This is a genomic window from Pantoea sp. WEP (assembly GCF_041678305.1).
Lineage (GTDB): Bacteria > Pseudomonadota > Gammaproteobacteria > Enterobacterales > Enterobacteriaceae > Pantoea > Pantoea dispersa.
The window spans coordinates 2,191,785-2,209,326 of sequence record NZ_JBGNXB010000001.1 but is presented as its reverse complement, the minus strand read 5'-3'; the positions used below and the strand labels follow the sequence as shown (position 1 = coordinate 2,209,326).

Sequence of the window (17,542 nt, the reverse complement as noted above, 5' to 3'; positions counted from 1 at the left end):
AACGATGAAATATCTGGCGTTAACCCCACCAGAACAGGTATAGCGTTTGTTTATGACATAAATTTTAAGGGTTTACGAGCCTAATTCAACGTGGAGCTGCACCAGCACGTTATGACGTCATGGATTTGAGGAGTCAGTATGAGAACAGTGAAAAGTTATCCGGAAGCCTGGCCGCTGCACTCGCCGTTTGTGATTTCGCGCGGCAGCCGCACCGAGGCGCACGTGGTGGTGGTGGAGATTGAGCAGGATGGCCTCAAAGGGATTGGCGAGGCCACGCCCTATGCGCGCTATGGCGAAAGTGAGGCTTCGGTGCTGCAGCAGATTGCTTCACAGCTCGGTGCGTTACAAAACGGCATGACGCGGGCAGCGCTGCAACAGGCGTTGCCGGCCGGTGCCGCGCGCAACGCGATTGATTGCGCGCTGTGGGATCTGGAGCGCCAGCAGCAGCGCACCAGCCTGGCGGCGCTGTGTGAGGCGGTGCCGGCACAGGAGATCGTCACGGCGCATACCGTCAGCATTGATACGCCAGAAGCGATGGCCAGCAGCGCGCTGGCGCTATGGCAGCACGGCGCGCGCCTGCTGAAAATTAAGCTGGATAACCATCTGATCAGCGAACGACTGGTGGCGATCCGCAGTGCGGTGCCGGACGCCACGCTGATCGTCGATGCCAATGAGTCCTGGCAGGCAGAAGGGCTGGCGGCGCGTTGCCAGCTGCTGGCGGATTTGCAGGTGGCGATGCTGGAGCAGCCGCTGCCTGCCGCGCAGGATGCGGCGCTGGCCCATTTTATCCATCCGCTACCGATCTGTGCGGATGAGAGCTGCCACACGCGCGACAGCCTGGCAGCCCTGCACGGGCGCTACGACATGGTGAATATCAAACTGGATAAAACCGGTGGGCTGACCGAAGCGCTGGCGCTGGCCACGGCCGCGCGCGCGCAGGGATTTGCCATCATGCTGGGCTGTATGTTGTGTACCTCACGCGCCATTCGCGCCGCGCTACCGTTAACGCCGCAGGCCACGTTTGCTGACCTCGACGGTCCGACGTGGCTGGCGGCCGATGTGGAACCGTCGCTGCACTTCTCGCACGGCGTGCTTAAGACGACGGCTGCCAGCGCAGCAGGTTGATCATCGCATCAAGATACACCTCGGTGGCTTCATCCACCGAGATGGCGGGCATTTCGGCGGTGATGCAGGGCAGACGGAGATCAGCGCACCAGCTGCCAAACGAGCCCGGCGTGGCGTAGCCGACGCTGCTCACCACCGGCAGACCGGTTTGTTCCGCCAGCCAGCTGGCCAGCGGGCTATGGTGCGGATCGTCAATACAGGCCAGCGGTTCGTGCCAGGAGACGACCCAGCGCGGCCGGATGCGATGAATCAGCTGGCACAGTGCGGCGGTTTCCGGCTCTGACGCTGGTGCGTTTCCGGTGGAGAGCAGCACATCGCGCGCGTCGGCCACGCTGTTCCAGCGATAGACAGTATCGCCCGCTTGCCAGTTGGCGGCAGGGAAGTTGCGGTTGAGATCGACACCGTTGACATTGGCGCGCAGCCCGAGCTGGCAGCCATCCGGATTGACTGCCAGAATCACATGATGACGCCGCAGCGTGTCCGGCAGCGTGCGCATGGCGGCAGAGAGCGTGGCCACCGCCGCGTTTTCATCGCCGTGGGTGCCGGCAATAATCAGTCCGCTGTCCTCGTCAGCCGCCGGTGCCGGAAACCACAGCAGCGGCGCACCCAGCACCGAATGTCCATACTGTTGCCAGACGGCGTCCAGCTTACCGCGCAGCGGGCGCGGGTGGTGTGTCGACATAACCTTCCTCTCTGTCATGCATCGCGTTCAGCCGCAAAAATTGTGAGCTGCAATCCAGCCTCAACATAACGGTAAACAGCAGACGGGGAAATAGCTATTTATCAATCAGCGATTTGCGATAAAGTGCGAAAAGTTGCTGGCGACGCATTGGTTTGGCCGTCGCCCTTTTTTCGGGTCAAGGAGTCGTGATGAAACTAACTTTCTGCACCACGCTGGCCGCGCTCATCATCAGCAGCGCTCTCTCATCCGCCTATGCCGCCAGTGTGCCAGCCGGCGCGCAACTGGCCAGCAGCCAGGAAATCGTCCGCCATATCAAAGATGAACCGGCCTCGCTTGATCCGCTCAAAGCAGTCGGTCTGCCGGAGATTCAGGTGCTGCGCGATCTGTTTGAAGGACTGACCAACCAGGATGCACAGGGCAAAATCGTGCCGGGCGTTGCGCAGAGCTGGAGCAGCAATGACAACAAAACCTGGCTGTTTACGCTGCGCAAAGATGCGCGCTGGTCCAGCGGTGAACCGGTGACCGCACAGGATTTTGTCTATAGCTGGCAACGTCTGGTGGATCCGAAAAATAGCTCGCCTTTCGCCTGGTTTGCCGCGCTGAGCGGCATTGAGAATGCTGAAGCCATCACCAAAGGGCAGATGAGCCCGGACAAGCTGGGCGTAGTAGCGACCGATGAGACGCACCTCAAAGTGACGTTGTCACGTCCGCTACCGTGGTTCCCCAGCATGGTGGCTAACGTGGCGATGTTCCCGGTGCCGCAAAAGGTCATCGCGCAAAACGGCGATGGCTGGACTGCGCCGGGTAAACTGGTGGGCAACGGCGCTTATCAATTGCAGGAGCGCGTAGTTAACGAAAAGATTGTGCTGGTGCGCAACCCGCACTACTGGGATAACGTCCATTCGGTGCTGACGAAAGTGACCTTTATTCCCATCAATGAAGAATCCAGCGCCACCAAGCGTTACCGCGCCGGGGACATCGATATCACGGAATCCTTCCCGAAAAATATGTACGGCCTGCTGAAAAAAGAGCTGCCGGGGCAGGTGTATACGCCGGATCAGCTTGGCACCTACTATTACGCGTTTAATACCCAGAAAGGGCCGACGGCGGATGTGCGGGTGCGTAAGGCGCTGTCATGGAGCATTGACCGCCGCATTATCGCGGAAAAAGTACTGGGCACCGGCGAGAAACCGGCATGGCACTTCACACCGGACGTCACCGCCGGCTTCACGCCGCAGCAGAGCTATCTGCAGCAGCACAGCCAGCAGGAACTGAATGCGCAGGCCAAAGCCCTGCTGACCGCCGCCGGTTACGGCCCGGCTAAACCGCTGCACCTGACGCTGCTGTATAACACCTCTGAAAGTCACCAGAAGATTGCGATTGCGGTGGCCTCGATGTGGAAAAAGAATCTCGGCGTTGACGTGACATTGCAGAACCAGGAGTGGAAAACCTATATCGACAGCCGCAACAGCGGTAATTTCGATGTGATTCGCGCTTCCTGGGTGGGCGATTACAATGAGCCGTCGACCTTCCTCAGCCTGCTGACCGCCAGCCACAGCGGCAATATTTCCCGCTTCAGTAACGCGGAATATGATGCGGTGTTGAGTAAGGCCAGCAATGAAACCAGCGTGGCGGCGCGTAATGCCGATTACAACAAAGCCGAGCAGATCATCGCTGACCAGGCGCCGATTGCGCCGATCTACCAGTACACCAACGGGCGGCTGATCAAGCCGTGGGTTAAGGGCTATCCCATCACTAATCCGGAAGACGTTGCCTACAGCCGGGAATTGTGGATTGAGAAGCACTGACGCTGAACCGCCAGGGAGGGCGGTAAACGGCCCGGTTGCGCTGTCATTTTTACTCACACCCTGGTAATTGCAACTGTCCCGCGCCGCGCTAGACTGTATCGTATTGTTTTTGCTAGTGAGGCGAGTACGTGAACGTCATTGAAGGAAAAGCGCTGCAGGTGTCGGATGCGATTGTCGCCTGCCAGTTCGACGGCAAGGGTGGCGTTATCGCCATTGAAGATAAAGATGTCATCAACTGCGAGCGTCACTGCTGGCTACACCTGAACTATACCCAGCGGCAAAGCGCCGACTGGTTGCAGCACACGCCGCTGATCCCTGATGCGGTGCGGGATGCGCTGGCCGGTGACAGCATGCGACCGCGCGTGACGCGTCTCGGTGACGGCTTTATGATCGTGCTGCGCAGCGTGAATCATAACGCCGATTCGCGCCCGGACCAGCTGGTGGCGATGCGGGTATTTATCAATGACAAGCTGATCGTTTCTACCCGCCGTCGCAAAGTGTATGCCATCGATGAAGTGCTGACCGATCTGCAAAATGGCAACGGCCCGGTGGACGGCGGCAGCTGGCTGGTGGACGTCTGCGATGCGCTCACCGATCACGCCAGCGAATTCATTGAAGAGATGCACGATAAAATTATCGCGCTGGAAGATGCGCTGATGGACCAGCAGGTCCCGGCGCGCGGTGAGCTGGCGCTGCTGCGTAAACAGCTGATCGTGATGCGCCGCTATATGGCGCCGCAGCGTGATGTCTATGCGCGGCTGGCAAGCGAGAAACTGCCGTGGATGAGCGATGACGATCGCCGCCGCATGCAGGATGTCGCGGACCGGCTGGGGCGCGGACTGGATGACCTCAATGCGGGCGTGGCGCGTACCGGTATTCTGGCGGATGAAGTGGCCTCGCTGCTGGCTGAATCCATGAACCGGCGCACTTACACCATGTCGCTGATGGCGATGATTTTCCTGCCCGCCACGTTTCTCACCGGGCTGTTTGGCGTCAATCTCGGTGGCATTCCCGGTGGCAGCTGGCCGCACGGCTTTATCATGTTCTGCGGGTTGTTACTGGTGATGGTGCTGGGGGTCGCGCTGTGGCTGAAACGCCGCAACTGGCTGTGATGTTACTACGGGGTTATCAGCAGGTCATGAACGGGTAATTGTGGCGGTGCAGGGGAGAAAAGCGGAAAAAACCTGATCGACATCAATAAGCGCATAGCCCAACCGGGGCAAACTCTCTCCCGCAGGTGAATGCAACGTCAAGCGATGGGCGTTGCGCTCCATATTGTCTTACTTCCTTTTTTTGAATTACTGCATAGCACATTTGATTCGTACGACGCCGGCTTATCCGCCGGCTTTTTTTTTGCCGTTTGGCTTGCTGCCGCATCCTTTCCTATGCTTAACAGACATTCAGCGAACAGGAGAACGGCATGCGCATGATTCACGCCAGCGAACCTATCCCGACCGATCCGCCACCGATTCCCGAACCCGTGCCGCAACCGCAGCCGATTCCCGAGCCTGAGCCGCCGCACGATCCTGAGTTTCCGCCGATTAGCGATCCTCCACCGCACCGCTAATAAAAAAGGCGCGTTGCCGGAGCGACGCGCCTCTATGTTGCAAAGTCACCGCGTTATTTAATTTCCAGCACGTCGAGGCGAGCGCTCAGGTCCGGCTGATCGTCCTCGTCAGCCTGCCAGCCGACTGGCTGCGCTGGCAGCGATTCGCGATCAAAACCAATGTCCCCGCCGTCAACCACCGCATCACCATGCTTAATGCCTTTAAAATCAAACAGATTAATATCAGCCATATGTGATGGCACGATGTTCTGCATGGCACTGAACATGGTTTCAATGCGGCCCGGATAGCGCTTGTCCCAGTCACGCAGCATATCGGCAACCACCTGGCGTTGCAGGTTCGGCTGTGAACCACACAGGTTGCACGGAATGATAGGGTACTGGCGCGCTTCGGCGAATCGCACGATATCTTTTTCGCGGCAGTAGGCCAGCGGGCGAATCACGATATGTTTACCGTCATCGCTCATCAGTTTTGGCGGCATGCCTTTCATCTTGCCGCCGTAAAACATGTTGAGGAACAGCGTTTGCAGGATGTCATCGCGATGGTGACCTAAGGCAATCTTGGTGCAGCCCAGTTCAGTGGCGGTACGGTAAAGAATGCCGCGACGCAGGCGTGAACAGAGCGAGCAGGTGGTTTTGCCCTCCGGAATTTTTTCTTTAACGATGGAGTAAGTGTCTTCGTTGACGATCTGATACTCCACGCCCAGCGTGTCGAGGTAAGCCGGCAGCACGTGTGCCGGGAATCCCGGCTGTTTCTGGTCAAGATTCACCGCTACCAGCGAAAAGCTGACCGGCGCGCTCTGCTGCAGGTTACGCAGAATTTCCAGCATGGTGTAGCTGTCTTTACCGCCGGACAGGCACACCATGATGCGATCGCCTTCCTCAATCATGTTGAAATCTGCAATCGCTTCACCGACGTTACGGCGCAGGCGCTTCTGCAGTTTGTTCAGGTTGTACTGCTCTTTTTTATTAACTTCTTGATGTTCAGACATGAATTTCGGTCTCGGTGATCGCTGGTCAGCTGCGGATGTCGCGTTGATGCGGCCCTCGCCAGGCCTGCATTAACCGTGTCCGCGCACGCTGCGGGTCGCTGCGCTGGCCTTTATGGGTGCCGGCTGACCGCAGTCAGCAGGAAAAGTCTGTGGCGTATGGTACGGATTACAGCGCCAAATTCCAGCACGATTTATGGGTTTGCCAGTGATGCGCTCTGTGCGCCGCGCGATCGCGGTCAGAGACCTGTTGCGCTATTCACAATTTTTAGTTTGTCGCGGATTTGGCAAGCGGTACACTGCCTGCTTCCCCAGGGAGGAATAAGCGATGAAAAATGTTGTGTTAAGCATGCTGGCGAAGATTTCACAAATTGATGCCACCACCAAGCAGTTGACCGCGCGCGTTGAGGCTCAGTCGCTGCTGATCGGTGCGCTGGTACTGGCCGTCAGTAAGAAAGGCGGTGTCACTGAAGTTATTGAAAGCGCCAACAAAGCCATCAACATGGTGATTGAGTCAGCCGAGGCTGACGATATGCTTAAGTCGGACGCCGCTATTCTGCTGAGCGAGTTCCAGGATCTGTTGACGATTTCGCGTGCGGTTGACAGCGCCGATGATGTCATCAACCAGCAGGCGCTGGAAGGTATTACCGGTGTGAGCAGCGCCAGCGATGACGACAAAAAGGATCCGTCTTAATCACGCAGCGCCGCAGTCGGCTACCATTGCGCACATTTTGCCAGCGGTAACTGCATATTTATTGATCTGGGTAAAGATTTCTTCTCACTGCGCTGACAGGATGGATTCAGCGCTTTTTTTAGTTTTTAAAGGTGAGGAGAGGAATAATGCAAACGTACGATATGGTGTTTGAGGAGGCGTGCCGGCTGGTGGGGCAATGCTATCTGGAACTGGCGCAGCGCGGTGCCGCTACCGAAAAAGAGGTGCTGGCCAGCGAGTTGCGGAACCTGCAACTGCGCTATCGGGAATTAACCGGCGCGCCCAATCGCGCCGTTGAAATGGCGATTGGACAACTCAAACCCTGCTAACCCAGCCGCCCGGCCTTCAGCGCCGGGCTTTTTATCTCGCCTCCACCGCAGCGATTAACCCGCCAGCGGCAGCGCAGTCAAACCATTTCCAGCGACTGCACGCCTTTGATTTCCATCACTTTGTCATAAATGCTGTGCATAGGAAATCTGCGTGACAACGTCACCTCAACGCTCAGCTCGCACAGGCCGCTCTCTTCGTTACGATTGACCACAGCGATGTGGCCATAGCGCAAATTTTCGCGCTGCAGTACCAGCAACACCAGCGGTACGCTTTTGGCTTTGAGATGGACGATAAGAGTGTGATGGCGGCCAATCAGCCAGTGGCTGATACGGCGGAACGTTTCCAGCACCATCAGCGCCAGCACCGTACCGTAAATACCGATTTCGTACATACCGCTACCGATCACCAGGCCAATCGCGGCGGTCACCCACAGGCCGGCGGCGGTTGTCAGGCCTTTCACAATCTGCTTTTGAATGATGATGGTGCCAGCGCCAAGGAAGCCCATGCCGCTGACCACCTGCGCCGCAATACGGCTGGGATCCAGCGCCACATGGTCGTTAGTCAGCATATCGGCAAAGCCATATTTTGACACCAGCATGAACATGGCGCTGCCAATACCGACCAGAATGTGGGTGCGCAGGCCGGCTTCTTTAGCGCGCATCTGGCGCTCCAGGCCAATCAGTCCGCCCAGTATTCCGGCTAACGCGATGCGGATGAGCATGTCGGCTAACATCCTTCCTCCTTATTGATTGATGTTGCGTATGAACAGGCTGAGAAAGAGGGAAAACGCTGCAATCAGGATAATTCTGCTTGCCAACGACGATATTAAATTTTGTAAAAAGCTGTGTCGCCTATCGATCGCGCACCGCTGCTGACATATGCTGGTGCGACTTTTCCGCTCACACTCCCGGAGCCCGACCGATGAAAGCCGCAACTTTACTGCTGGCCGGCGCAGCGCTGTTACTCTCTGCCTGCAGCAGCAACAGCGACAATGAACCGCCGCAACAGGCCACCGCCGCGCACGTGCAGCCGCACGTCGTGATGTCGTCCATGGCAGAAGCCAACTGCAACAGCGCAGGTGGCACGCTGGCGTTCTCGCGTCAGTTAGACGGTTCACGCATCGGGATGTGTCAGCTGGCAAATGGTCGTCGCTGCGACGAACAGGCGCTGATTGGCGGTGCCTGCGCCCGCTAACGCAGGCGCAGAGCGTTACGCCTTAACCTGATTTGAACAGGTTTCCCCGCGCGCCAGCTGCTGTAAATTGCTGAGCGTGGTTTCTGAAATCGCCGTCAGCGCTTCGGCGGTGAGAAAGGCCTGATGGCCGGTAAACAACACGTTGTGACAGGCCGACAGGCGGCGGAACACGTCGTCCTGAATCACGTCATTTGACTTGTCTTCAAAAAACAGGTCGCGTTCGTTCTCATACACATCCATGCCGAGCGAGCCGATTTTCTGCTGTTTCAGCGCCTCAATCGCCGCCTGTGAATCAATCAGCCCACCGCGGCTGGTATTGATAATCATCACCCCATCTTTCATCTGACTGAACGCCTGTGCGTTGAGCAGATGATGGTTTTCCGGCGTCAGCGGACAGTGCAGGGTGATGACATCGGACTCCGCCAGCAGCGTTTTCAAATCAACATACTCCGCCCCGAGCGCCAGCGCGGCGTCACTGGGATACGGATCGTACGCCAGCAGACGCATGCCAAAACCTTTCAGGATGCGCATCGTCGCCACACCAATCTTGCCGGTGCCGACCACGCCAGCGGTTTTGTTATGCATGTTGAAACCGGTCAGGCCGTCCAGCGAGAAGTTGGCATCGCGCGTGCGCTGGTAAGCGCGGTGAATGCGGCGGTTGAGCGTCATCATCAGACCTACCGCGTGTTCCGCTACCGCTTCCGGCGAGTAAGCGGGCACGCGCACCACCTGCAGTCCCAGCGCGGCTGCGGCGTCGAGGTCGACGTTATTGAAACCGGCACAGCGCAGCGCGATATATTTCACGCCCAGCGCCGCCAGCTCCGCCAGCACCGCTTTGCTCCCGTCATCGTTAACGAAGATACAGACCGCATCACAGCCAGCGGCGTTTTTCGCCGTGGTTTCGCTCAGCAGGAAGTCAAAAAACTGCAGCTCAAATCCGTAGCTTTCGTTAACGTGCTCGAGGTATTTCTGGTCGTAATGCTTGGTGCTGTAAACCGCAACTTTCATTGTTTCGCTCCTGAAAAATGTTACGTCGGTATCACATCAGGATAACGTTTTCCGCGTCATTTTGCTGTTCTTCAGCCAGACTAAAGCGGTAACGCCTTCATTTGCCGGGCGTAACATGCCATCATCTCTGTCAGGATTGGGTAAAGAACAGGAACGTTAACAGCCATGACGCGGGGCCTCCGTCGACTACTTGCTGCGCTACTGGCGCTGATACTGCTGCTGCTGGGATTGCTGCTGACGCTGACGCACTGGCTGCCGCGGCTGGCAGGTATCTGGCTGCCGGAAAATACCCGCGTCGAGCTACACGGCGCGCCGCACTGGCAGCAGGGCCGGCTGGTGTTTCCTGATGTGCGCTATCTGGCCGGTGACTGCCTGCTGGCGCAGGTCGCCGACGTGGGGCTTGGCCGGACGCAACAGCGCTGGCAGCTTGATGCGCGCGAGGTGGCGCTCAACAGCGATTGTCTGCAGGCACTGCCGCACAGTGCCACGCGCGATGCGCCGCGCAGCCTCGCAGAGTGGCAGCAGATGCTGCCCGGCGCGGATATCCATCTGCAACAGCTCAGTATTTTGCCATGGCAGCAATATGCCGGCCGCTTCGATCTGACCTTAGACAAAGACCTTCAGCAACTGCGTTATCAGGGCGACAACCTGCGCATCGCCGCGCGCCTGCAGGGGCAGCAGCTGCACATTGATCAGCTGCAGCTCAGCCATCCCATACTGCCGCAACCGGTCGAACTGCATGGCAATCTGACGCTGCCAACGTTTGCCGATGGCCTGCCGGTGGCGGGTGAGTTCAGCGGTGCGCTTAACCTGACGCAGTGGCCGCAGCCGCTGGCGCTGACGCTCAACTGGCAGCAGCAGCAGGGCGAACTGGTGGTGCGCCAGCAACAGGAACCACAGCCGTTGTTACAGCTGCCGTGGCAGGTCGATGCACAGCAAATCCGCATCACTGCCGGTCACTGGCGCTGGCCGTTCGGGTCGCAGCCGCTGTCGGGCGGCGTGGCGCTGACACTGGATGACTGGCAGCAGGGGCTGGAACAGACGCAGATCCGCGGCCGCTTCAATTTACTGACCGCTGGACGCGGCGGGAAAGGCAACCTGGTACTGAGCGTTGGGCCGGGCAAGCTGAGCCTGACTGACAGCGCACTGCCGTTCCAGTTAACCGGCGAAAGCAAGTTTGCCGACCTGCAGCTGTACGGCACCATTCCCGGACAATTACATGGCATGCTCAGCGATCCGCAGCTCAGCCTGCAGCCGGGCGCACTGCTGCGCCTGCGCGGACGCTTACTCTCGACGCTGGAAGTGGATGAAGCGCGCTGGCCGCTGGCCGGCGTCAGCGTGGCCTCGCGCGGCATCAACGGCCGGTTACAGGCGATTCTCAACGCGCACGACCCCAGTTTCGGCCGCTTCAGGCTGCATCTCGACGGCCGCGCCAGCGACTTCTGGCCAGACAGCGGACGCTGGAACTGGCGTTACTGGGGCGAAGGCGTGATGGCGCCGCTTAGCGCCAAATGGGATGTGAAGGGCACCGGCAGCTGGCACGACACCCTGATCAGCCTCGATACGCTGAACACCGGGTTTGATCAGCTGGCGTACGGCATGGTGCAGGTGGATAAGCCGCGCCTGACGCTGACCGCGCCGGTGCGCTGGCAGCGCGATGTGGCACAGCCAGCGTTTAACGGCGGGTTTGCGCTGCGCTCCGGCCAGACGCGCTTCAGCTACGGTGGCTGGCTGCCGCCGTCCGAACTGCGTTTCGATGCCAAAGGCCGCGATCCAGGGCATTTTCTGTGGCGCGGTCAGCTCACCGCGGAAGACATCGGACCGCTGCGCGTGCATGGCCGCTGGGACGGCGAGCGGCTGCGCGGCGAAGCCTGGTGGCCGGCACAGTCGCTCAGCGTATTTCAGCCGCTGCTGAGCAGCGATCTGAAGATGCGTATCCAGTCTGGCGAGCTGCGCGCGCAGATGGCCTTTTCCGCCGCCAGCGGCCAGGGGTTTGAGGCGGGCGGGTTCTGGGCGGTGAAACAGGGCAGCGTGTGGATGCCGGACAGCGAAATCAACGGCATCGATTTTACCCTGCCGTTCCGCCTGAAAGATCATCAGTGGCAGCTGGGGCGCCGCGGGCCGGTGTCGCTGCGCATCGCCGAAGTGAAAAACCAGTTTGCGCTGCAGAACATTACCGCGGATCTGCAGGGCCACTATCCGTGGCAGGAGCGCCAGCCGCTGACGCTCAGTAACGTCAATCTCGATCTGCTGGGCGGGCACGTCAGCATGCCAGCATTGCGTTTACCGCAGCACCAGCCGGCGCGGATTTCGCTGCGTGACATTGATCTCAGCCGGCTGGTGACGGCGCTCAAGCCGAAGCAGTTTGCCATGTCCGGTAAAGTGAATGGCGAATTGCCGCTGTGGGTGAACAATCCGCACTGGCTGATTGAAAAGGGCTGGATCGCCAACAGCGGCCCGCTGACGTTCCGCATGGACAAAGACATGGCGGATGCGATTGTCAGCAATAACGTGGCCGCCGGGGCGGCGATGGACTGGCTGCGCTACATGGAGATTGCCCGTTCGTGGGCGACGCTGGATCTGGATAACTTCGGTAACCTGATTCTGCAAAGCGAGGTGAAAGGCACCAGCCAGTTCAGTAACCGCCGCCAGTCCGTCAATCTTAATTACCATCATCAGGAAAACCTGTTCCAGCTGTGGCGCAGCCTGCGCTTTGGCGATAATTTGCAATCCTGGGTGGAGCAAAACGCCACCCTGCCATTCAACAAGGACCCGAAACCATGAGCCTGAGGGCATTACTGGTGCTGACAGCGGGACTGCCGCTGCTGGGCTGTGTGCCGCGTATCGAAGTCGCCGCACCCAAAGAGCCAATCACCATCAACATGAACGTAAAAATCGAACATGAAATCCACATCAAGGTGGATAAAGACGTCGAAGCGCTGCTGAAGAATCAGAGCGGACTGTTTTGAGGAGAGGCTCGATGAAACGCAAGGGGATAGCGCTGTTGCTGGCGTTTTTGCTGGCACCGTCGGCCTGGGCGCTGACGCTGGATCAGGCGCGCCAGCAGGGGCGCGTGGGCGAAACGCTGAGCGGTTACATCGCCTCTCGTCAGCAGGATGACGAGACGCTGGCGCTGGTTAAGCGCATCAATGACGGCCGCAGCCAGCAGTATCAGCGCGTGGCGCAGCAGAACAATCTCACCACCGCCGAGGTGGCGCGCATCGCCGGCGAGAAGCTGGTTAACCGTGCCGGCAGCGGCGAATATGTGCGCGGGATAAATGGCCAGTGGGTGCAGAAATAGCCGCTTCCACGATAGCGCAGGCATAAAAAAGCCGGGCACTCAGGCCCGGCAAGATAGATAGCATTGTTTTAATGATGATTACGCAGCAACAATCTGTTTGATGGCGTCTTTGGCATCGCTGGCGGCTTTGGTTGCCACTTCCGGACCGTAGGCAATGCCTTCGGCAAACACGAAGTCAACGTCGGTGATGCCGATGAAGCCGAGGAACAGTTTCACGTACGGGGTCAGCAGATCAGTCGGGGTGTCTTTGTGAATGCCGCCACGGCTGGAGAGGATCACCGCACGTTTGCCTTTCACCAGTCCTTCCGGGCCTGCTTCGGTGTAGCGGAAGGTGACGCCGGCACGGGCAATCAGGTCAAAGTAGTTTTTCAGCTGAGTAGGAATGTTGAAGTTGTACATCGGGGCGGCGATAACCACGGTATCGTGCGCCTGCAGTTCAGCAATCAGTTCATCGGACAGGGCCAGCGCGTCCTGCTGACGTGGCGACAGCGGCGCGTCTGAAGGACGCAGGGCGCCAACCAGTTCACCGTCCAGTACCGGAATCGGCTGGGCAGCCAGATCGCGTACCGTGACCTCATCGCCTTTGGCGCGGGCTTCATCAGCGTAGAAGTCTGCCAGCTGGTTAGACTGTGAGTAACCGGCAAGGATGCTTGATTTCAGAACTAAAACTTTGCTCATGGTATTTTCCTGTACGTTACGCGGTTGGCTTACCGCTCAATGCGTTACACTCTACGGAGTTCGTCCGGCAGGTAAAAGCGCAATATTTCGAGGCCTATGTTCGAAATTATTGAATAAGGTGGCACGTCCGGTCAGGTGAGATGTTCCAATCTGTGCTAAGATGGCGGGCATTAATCGATTGAATCCGCCGGAAAATTCTGCCCGGCGCCGAGCCGCAAGTGCCGGCTCACTGCAACAACAGGTAATTCATCACTATGTCATCATCCGTTACGTCACCTCTGGCCCCCCTCTGGTCGCGGCTCGATAACCTGATGCTGCGCGACCGCAAAGCGCTGCAGCGTCGTCTGCACGGGGCGGCAAAGGTGAAAAATCCCGCTGCACAGCAGGAAATTATGGCTGAGCTGGAGCCGGTGTTCGCCGCGGCAGAACAGCGCGTGGCGCAGCGCGCCGCCGCGACGCCGCGCATTACGTTTCCGGACAATCTGCCGGTCAGCCAGAAGCAGCAGGACATCGCCGACGCGATTCGCGATCATCAGGTAGTGATTGTCGCCGGTGAGACCGGCTCAGGTAAAACCACCCAGCTGCCAAAGATCTGTCTGGCGCTCGGGCGCGGTGTGAAAGGGCTGATTGGGCATACGCAGCCGCGTCGCCTGGCGGCACGCACCGTGGCGAACCGCATTGCCGAAGAGCTGGAAACCACGCCCGGCGGCACCGTCGGTTACAAGGTGCGGTTTAACGATCAGGTCAGCGAAACCACTCAGGTCAAACTGATGACCGACGGTATTCTGCTTGCGGAAATTCAGCAGGATCGTCTGCTGCTGCAGTATGACACCATCATCATCGATGAAGCGCATGAACGCAGTCTGAACATCGATTTCCTGCTGGGTTACCTGCGCGAGCTGCTGCCGCGTCGTCCCGATCTGAAAGTGATCATCACCTCCGCGACCATCGATCCACAGCGCTTTTCGCGCCACTTCAATAATGCCCCGGTAATCGAGGTTTCGGGCCGCACTTATCCGGTCGATGTACGCTATCGTCCGGTGGTAGAAGATGCCGAAGACACCGAGCGCGATCAGCTGCAGGCAATTTTCGATGCGGTTGACGAACTGAGCAGCGAAGGGCGCGGCGATATCCTAATCTTCATGAGCGGTGAGCGCGAAATTCGCGATACCGCCGATGCGCTGATGAAGCGCGATTTACCGCACACCGAGATTCTGCCGCTCTATGCGCGCCTGTCCAACGCCGAACAGAACCGGGTGTTCCAGGCGCACAGCGGCCGCCGCATTGTGCTGGCGACCAACGTCGCTGAGACCTCGCTCACCGTGCCGGGCATTAAATATGTCATCGATCCCGGCACCGCGCGCATTAGCCGTTACAGCTACCGCACCAAAGTGCAGCGACTGCCGATCGAGCCGATCTCGCAGGCGTCGGCTAACCAGCGCAAAGGGCGCTGCGGCCGCGTGTCGGAAGGGATCTGTATCCGCCTTTATTCAGAGGATGATTTCCTCAGCCGCCCGGCGTTTACTGACCCGGAAATTCTGCGTACCAACCTGGCGTCGGTAATTTTGCAGATGACGGCGCTTGGACTGGGCGACATCGCCGCATTCCCGTTCGTCGAAGCGCCGGATAAGCGCAATATTCAGGACGGCGTGCGCCTGCTGGAGGAGCTCGGCGCGATCACCCTGAGCGAGGAAGGTGCGTACAAACTGACGCCGTCCGGGCGCAGCCTGGCGCAGCTGCCGGTCGATCCGCGGCTGGCGCGCATGGTGCTGGAAGCGCAGAAATTTGGCTGCGTGCGCGAAGTGATGATTATTGCCGCTGCGCTGTCGATTCAGGATCCGCGCGAGCGTCCGGTGGAGAAACAGCAGGCATCTGACGAGAAACACCGGCGTTTTGCCGACAAAGAGTCAGACTTTCTCGCTTTCGTTAATCTGTGGAACTACCTGCAGGAACAGCAGAAAGCGCTGTCCGGCAATCAGTTCCGCCGCCAGTGTAAAAGCGATTATCTCAATTACCTGCGCGTGCGCGAATGGCAGGACATCTACACCCAGCTGCGTCAGGTGGTGCGGGAACTGGGCATGCCGCTCAACAGCGAGCCGGCACCGTACCGTGAAGTACACTGCGCGCTGCTCACCGGTTTACTGTCACACATCGGTCAGAAAGATGCGGAAAAGCAGGAGTTTACCGGCGCACGCAACGCGCGTTTCGCTATTTTCCCCGGTTCCGGGCTGTTTAAGAAGCCGCCTAAATGGACCGTGGTGGCGGAACTGGTGGAAACCAGCCGCCTGTGGGGCCGCGTTGCGGCGCGCATCGACCCGGAGTGGATCGAACCGCTGGCCCAGCATCTGCTGAAGCGCAGCTACAGTGAACCGCACTGGGAGAAAGCGCAGGGCGCAGTCATGGCCACCGAGAAAGTTACGCTGTACGGGCTGCCGATTGTGCAGGCGCGTAAGGTCAATTACAGCCGCATCGATCCGCAGCTCAGCCGGGAGCTGTTTATTCGTCATGCGCTGGTGGAGGGCGACTGGCAGACGCGTCACGCCTTCTTCCGCAACAACCTGAAACTGCGCAGTGAAATCGAGGATCTGGAGCACAAATCGCGGCGGCGCGACATTTTAGTCGATGACGAGACGCTGTTTGCGTTTTACGATCGCCGCATTGGCAGCGAGGTGGTCTCAGCGCGGCACTTTGACAGCTGGTGGAAGCAGGCGAGTAAGGACAATCCGGACCTGCTGAGCTTTGATAAGCAGATGCTGATCAAAGACGGGGCGGAGAAGGTCAGCCAGCTGGATTACCCAAACTTCTGGCACCAGGGCAACCTGAAACTGAAGCTGAGCTACCAGTTCGAACCGGGGGCCGATGCGGATGGTGTGACGGTGCACATCCCGCTGCCGCTGCTCAACCAGGTCGACGAAGCCGGCTTCGAGTGGCAGATCCCCGGCGTGCGCCGCGAGCTGATCATCGCACTAATTAAGTCGCTGCCCAAGCCGGTGCGACGCAACTTTGTGCCGGCACCCAACTACGCCGAAGCCTTCCTTGCCCGCGTGACGGCGCTGGAGCAGCCGCTGCTGGATGCGCTGGAGCGTGAGTTCCGCCGCATGTCTGGCGTCACCATTGAGCGCGACGCCTGGCAGTGGGATCAGGTGCCCGATCACCTGAAAATGACCTTCCGCGTGGTGGATGAGCACAACCGGAAGCTGCAGGAAGGCAAAGACCTGCATCAGCTGAAGCAGGTGCTGAAGGGCAAGGTGCAGGAGACGCTGTCCAACGTGGCGGATGACGGGCTTGAACAGCGCGGATTACACCTTTGGAGCTTCGGTGATTTGCCGCAAAGCTACGAGCAGAAGCGCGGCAATTATCAGGTCAAAGCCTGGCCGGCGCTGGTGGATGAAAAAGACAGCGTCGCGATTCGCCTGTTTGACAGTCAACGCGAGCAGCAGAAGATGATGTGGCGCGGCCAGCGGCGGTTATTGCTGCTGAACATCCCTTCGCCGATCAAGTATCTGCACGAGAAGCTGCCAAACAAAGCCAAGCTCGGACTCTATTTCAATCCGTACGGCAAAGTGCTGGAGCTGATTGATGACTGTATCGCCTGCGGCGTGGATAAGCTGATGGCGGACGCCGGTGGGCCGGCGTGGCAGCAGCAAAACTTCGAGCAACTGCGCGATAAAGTACGCGCCGAACTCAACGACACGGTGGTGACCATCGCCAGCCAGGTCGAGCAGATTCTCACCAGCGTGTTCAACATCAACAAGTTCCTTAAGGGACGGGTGGACATGACGCTGGCATTGGCGCTGGCGGATATCAAAACGCAGCTGAGCGGCCTGGTGTATCGCGGTTTTGTCACCGGCAACGGCTATCAGCGGCTGGGCGACACACTGCGCTATCTGCACGGTATTGAGCGCCGGCTGGAGAAGCTGCCGGTCGATCCACACAGCGATCGGGCGCGGATGCTGAAAGTGCAGGCGGTAGAGCAGGCGTGGCAAAGCTGGCGCAACAAGCTGCCGCCGCAGCGTCAGGACGATGAAGAGGTACAGGCGATCCGCTGGATGCTGGAGGAGCTGCGCATCAGTTATTTTGCGCAGCAGCTGGGCACGCCGTATCCCATCTCCGACAAACGTATCCTGCAGGCGATGGAGCAGCTGGGCTGA

The 17,542-nt window shown here is 58.9% G+C and carries 16 protein-coding genes; 11 read left to right on the top strand and 5 right to left on the bottom strand.

Going from position 1 to position 17,542, the window contains the following annotated elements; translation table 11 throughout:
• The first annotated feature begins 138 nt into the window (after positions 1–138).
• Positions 139–1,125: an L-Ala-D/L-Glu epimerase gene (gene ycjG, locus ABVR31_RS10130; protein ID WP_021506131.1), complete on the top strand. Its 987-nt coding sequence runs from the start codon at positions 139–141 to the stop codon at positions 1,123–1,125.
• On the opposite strand, the gene mpaA is transcribed toward ycjG, so the two are convergent.
• Entirely contained in the window at positions 1,094–1,807 is a 714-nt protein-coding gene (mpaA, locus tag ABVR31_RS10125) for a murein tripeptide amidase MpaA (RefSeq protein ID WP_088515820.1), read from the bottom strand. The genes ycjG and mpaA overlap by 32 nt on opposite strands.
• Before the next feature lie 188 nt (positions 1,808–1,995).
• On the opposite strand from mpaA, the gene ABVR31_RS10120 reads away from it, so the two are divergent.
• The 3 genes from ABVR31_RS10120 to ABVR31_RS10110 all read left to right on the top strand — a co-directional run bounded on the left by ABVR31_RS10120 (position 1,996) and on the right by ABVR31_RS10110 (position 5,182).
• A complete protein-coding gene (locus tag ABVR31_RS10120) occupies positions 1,996–3,615 on the top strand; it encodes an ABC transporter substrate-binding protein (RefSeq protein ID WP_222950972.1) in 1,620 nt (539 codons plus the stop codon).
• Between the two features lie 128 nt (positions 3,616–3,743).
• Positions 3,744–4,727, top strand: coding sequence for a zinc transporter ZntB (gene zntB / locus ABVR31_RS10115; RefSeq protein ID WP_372772628.1), 984 nt, complete (start codon positions 3,744–3,746; stop codon positions 4,725–4,727).
• Positions 4,728–5,035: 308 nt separating this feature from the next.
• Complete coding sequence (locus tag ABVR31_RS10110) at positions 5,036–5,182, top strand: hypothetical protein (RefSeq protein ID WP_021506127.1); 147 nt, start codon at positions 5,036–5,038, stop codon at positions 5,180–5,182.
• Between the two features lie 53 nt (positions 5,183–5,235).
• On the opposite strand, the gene ttcA is transcribed toward ABVR31_RS10110, so the two are convergent.
• Positions 5,236–6,171: a tRNA 2-thiocytidine(32) synthetase TtcA gene (ttcA, locus tag ABVR31_RS10105; protein ID WP_371221026.1), complete on the bottom strand. Its 936-nt coding sequence runs from the start codon at positions 6,169–6,171 to the stop codon at positions 5,236–5,238.
• 325 nt (positions 6,172–6,496) lie between these two features.
• Here ttcA and iraP point away from each other — a divergent pair, with 325 nt between their 5' ends.
• Together iraP and ABVR31_RS10095 are read left to right on the top strand one after the other, a co-directional pair.
• On the top strand, positions 6,497–6,862 hold the full coding sequence (gene iraP / locus ABVR31_RS10100) for an anti-adapter protein IraP (RefSeq protein WP_010618425.1): 366 nt from the start codon (positions 6,497–6,499) through the stop codon (positions 6,860–6,862).
• 146 nt (positions 6,863–7,008) lie between these two features.
• On the top strand, positions 7,009–7,209 hold the full coding sequence (locus ABVR31_RS10095; RefSeq protein WP_010618426.1) for a DUF2767 family protein: 201 nt from the start codon (positions 7,009–7,011) through the stop codon (positions 7,207–7,209).
• 77 nt (positions 7,210–7,286) lie between these two features.
• On the opposite strand, the gene ABVR31_RS10090 is transcribed toward ABVR31_RS10095, so the two are convergent.
• Positions 7,287–7,943: an MgtC/SapB family protein gene (locus tag ABVR31_RS10090; RefSeq protein WP_136546796.1), complete on the bottom strand. Its 657-nt coding sequence runs from the start codon at positions 7,941–7,943 to the stop codon at positions 7,287–7,289.
• A gap of 188 nt (positions 7,944–8,131) precedes the next feature.
• On the opposite strand from ABVR31_RS10090, the gene ABVR31_RS10085 reads away from it, so the two are divergent.
• Entirely contained in the window at positions 8,132–8,404 is a 273-nt protein-coding gene (locus ABVR31_RS10085) for a DUF333 domain-containing protein (RefSeq protein WP_021506124.1), read from the top strand.
• Between the two features lie 15 nt (positions 8,405–8,419).
• Here the strand turns inward: ABVR31_RS10085 and ABVR31_RS10080 are convergent, their stop codons facing one another.
• On the bottom strand, positions 8,420–9,412 hold the full coding sequence (locus ABVR31_RS10080; protein WP_141495469.1) for a 2-hydroxyacid dehydrogenase: 993 nt from the start codon (positions 9,410–9,412) through the stop codon (positions 8,420–8,422).
• A gap of 165 nt (positions 9,413–9,577) precedes the next feature.
• Here ABVR31_RS10080 and ABVR31_RS10075 point away from each other — a divergent pair, with 165 nt between their 5' ends.
• Genes ABVR31_RS10075 through ABVR31_RS10065 form a run of 3 tightly spaced genes read left to right on the top strand, consistent with a single transcriptional unit; the run spans position 9,578 to position 12,713 of the window.
• Positions 9,578–12,196, top strand: a complete 2,619-nt coding sequence (locus tag ABVR31_RS10075; RefSeq protein WP_372772624.1) for a YdbH family protein — start codon at positions 9,578–9,580, stop codon at positions 12,194–12,196.
• Positions 12,193–12,381 (top strand): YnbE family lipoprotein, encoded by a 189-nt coding sequence (locus tag ABVR31_RS10070; RefSeq protein WP_010618431.1) that lies wholly within the window; start codon positions 12,193–12,195, stop codon positions 12,379–12,381. The genes ABVR31_RS10075 and ABVR31_RS10070 overlap by 4 nt, the downstream gene beginning before the upstream one ends.
• Before the next feature lie 11 nt (positions 12,382–12,392).
• Entirely contained in the window at positions 12,393–12,713 is a 321-nt protein-coding gene (locus ABVR31_RS10065; protein WP_336698865.1) for a YdbL family protein, read from the top strand.
• 78 nt (positions 12,714–12,791) lie between these two features.
• Here ABVR31_RS10065 and azoR read toward each other — a convergent pair whose 3' ends face one another.
• A complete protein-coding gene (gene azoR / locus ABVR31_RS10060; RefSeq protein ID WP_021506120.1) occupies positions 12,792–13,391 on the bottom strand; it encodes an FMN-dependent NADH-azoreductase in 600 nt (199 codons plus the stop codon).
• 254 nt (positions 13,392–13,645) lie between these two features.
• Here azoR and hrpA point away from each other — a divergent pair, with 254 nt between their 5' ends.
• Positions 13,646–17,542: an ATP-dependent RNA helicase HrpA gene (hrpA, locus tag ABVR31_RS10055; protein WP_372772621.1), complete on the top strand. Its 3,897-nt coding sequence runs from the start codon at positions 13,646–13,648 to the stop codon at positions 17,540–17,542.

Bases quoted from the DNA above. Each gene is read 5' to 3' on its own strand.
- ABVR31_RS10090 (WP_136546796.1), bottom strand. From the start codon at position 7,943: ATGTTAGCCGACATGCTCATCCGCATCGCGTTAGCCGGAATACTGGGC.
- azoR (WP_021506120.1), bottom strand. From the start codon at position 13,391: ATGAGCAAAGTTTTAGTTCTGAAATCAAGCATCCTTGCCGGTTACTCA.
- ABVR31_RS10110 (WP_021506127.1), top strand. From the start codon at position 5,036: ATGCGCATGATTCACGCCAGCGAACCTATCCCGACCGATCCGCCACCG.
- hrpA (WP_372772621.1), top strand. From the start codon at position 13,646: ATGTCATCATCCGTTACGTCACCTCTGGCCCCCCTCTGGTCGCGGCTC.
- ABVR31_RS10075 (WP_372772624.1), top strand. From the start codon at position 9,578: ATGACGCGGGGCCTCCGTCGACTACTTGCTGCGCTACTGGCGCTGATA.
- ABVR31_RS10070 (WP_010618431.1), top strand. From the start codon at position 12,193: ATGAGCCTGAGGGCATTACTGGTGCTGACAGCGGGACTGCCGCTGCTG.
- ABVR31_RS10095 (WP_010618426.1), top strand. From the start codon at position 7,009: ATGCAAACGTACGATATGGTGTTTGAGGAGGCGTGCCGGCTGGTGGGG.
- ABVR31_RS10085 (WP_021506124.1), top strand. From the start codon at position 8,132: ATGAAAGCCGCAACTTTACTGCTGGCCGGCGCAGCGCTGTTACTCTCT.
- mpaA (WP_088515820.1), bottom strand. From the start codon at position 1,807: ATGTCGACACACCACCCGCGCCCGCTGCGCGGTAAGCTGGACGCCGTC.
- iraP (WP_010618425.1), top strand. From the start codon at position 6,497: ATGAAAAATGTTGTGTTAAGCATGCTGGCGAAGATTTCACAAATTGAT.
- ABVR31_RS10120 (WP_222950972.1), top strand. From the start codon at position 1,996: ATGAAACTAACTTTCTGCACCACGCTGGCCGCGCTCATCATCAGCAGC.
- ycjG (WP_021506131.1), top strand. From the start codon at position 139: ATGAGAACAGTGAAAAGTTATCCGGAAGCCTGGCCGCTGCACTCGCCG.
- ABVR31_RS10065 (WP_336698865.1), top strand. From the start codon at position 12,393: ATGAAACGCAAGGGGATAGCGCTGTTGCTGGCGTTTTTGCTGGCACCG.
- ttcA (WP_371221026.1), bottom strand. From the start codon at position 6,171: ATGTCTGAACATCAAGAAGTTAATAAAAAAGAGCAGTACAACCTGAAC.
- ABVR31_RS10080 (WP_141495469.1), bottom strand. From the start codon at position 9,412: ATGAAAGTTGCGGTTTACAGCACCAAGCATTACGACCAGAAATACCTC.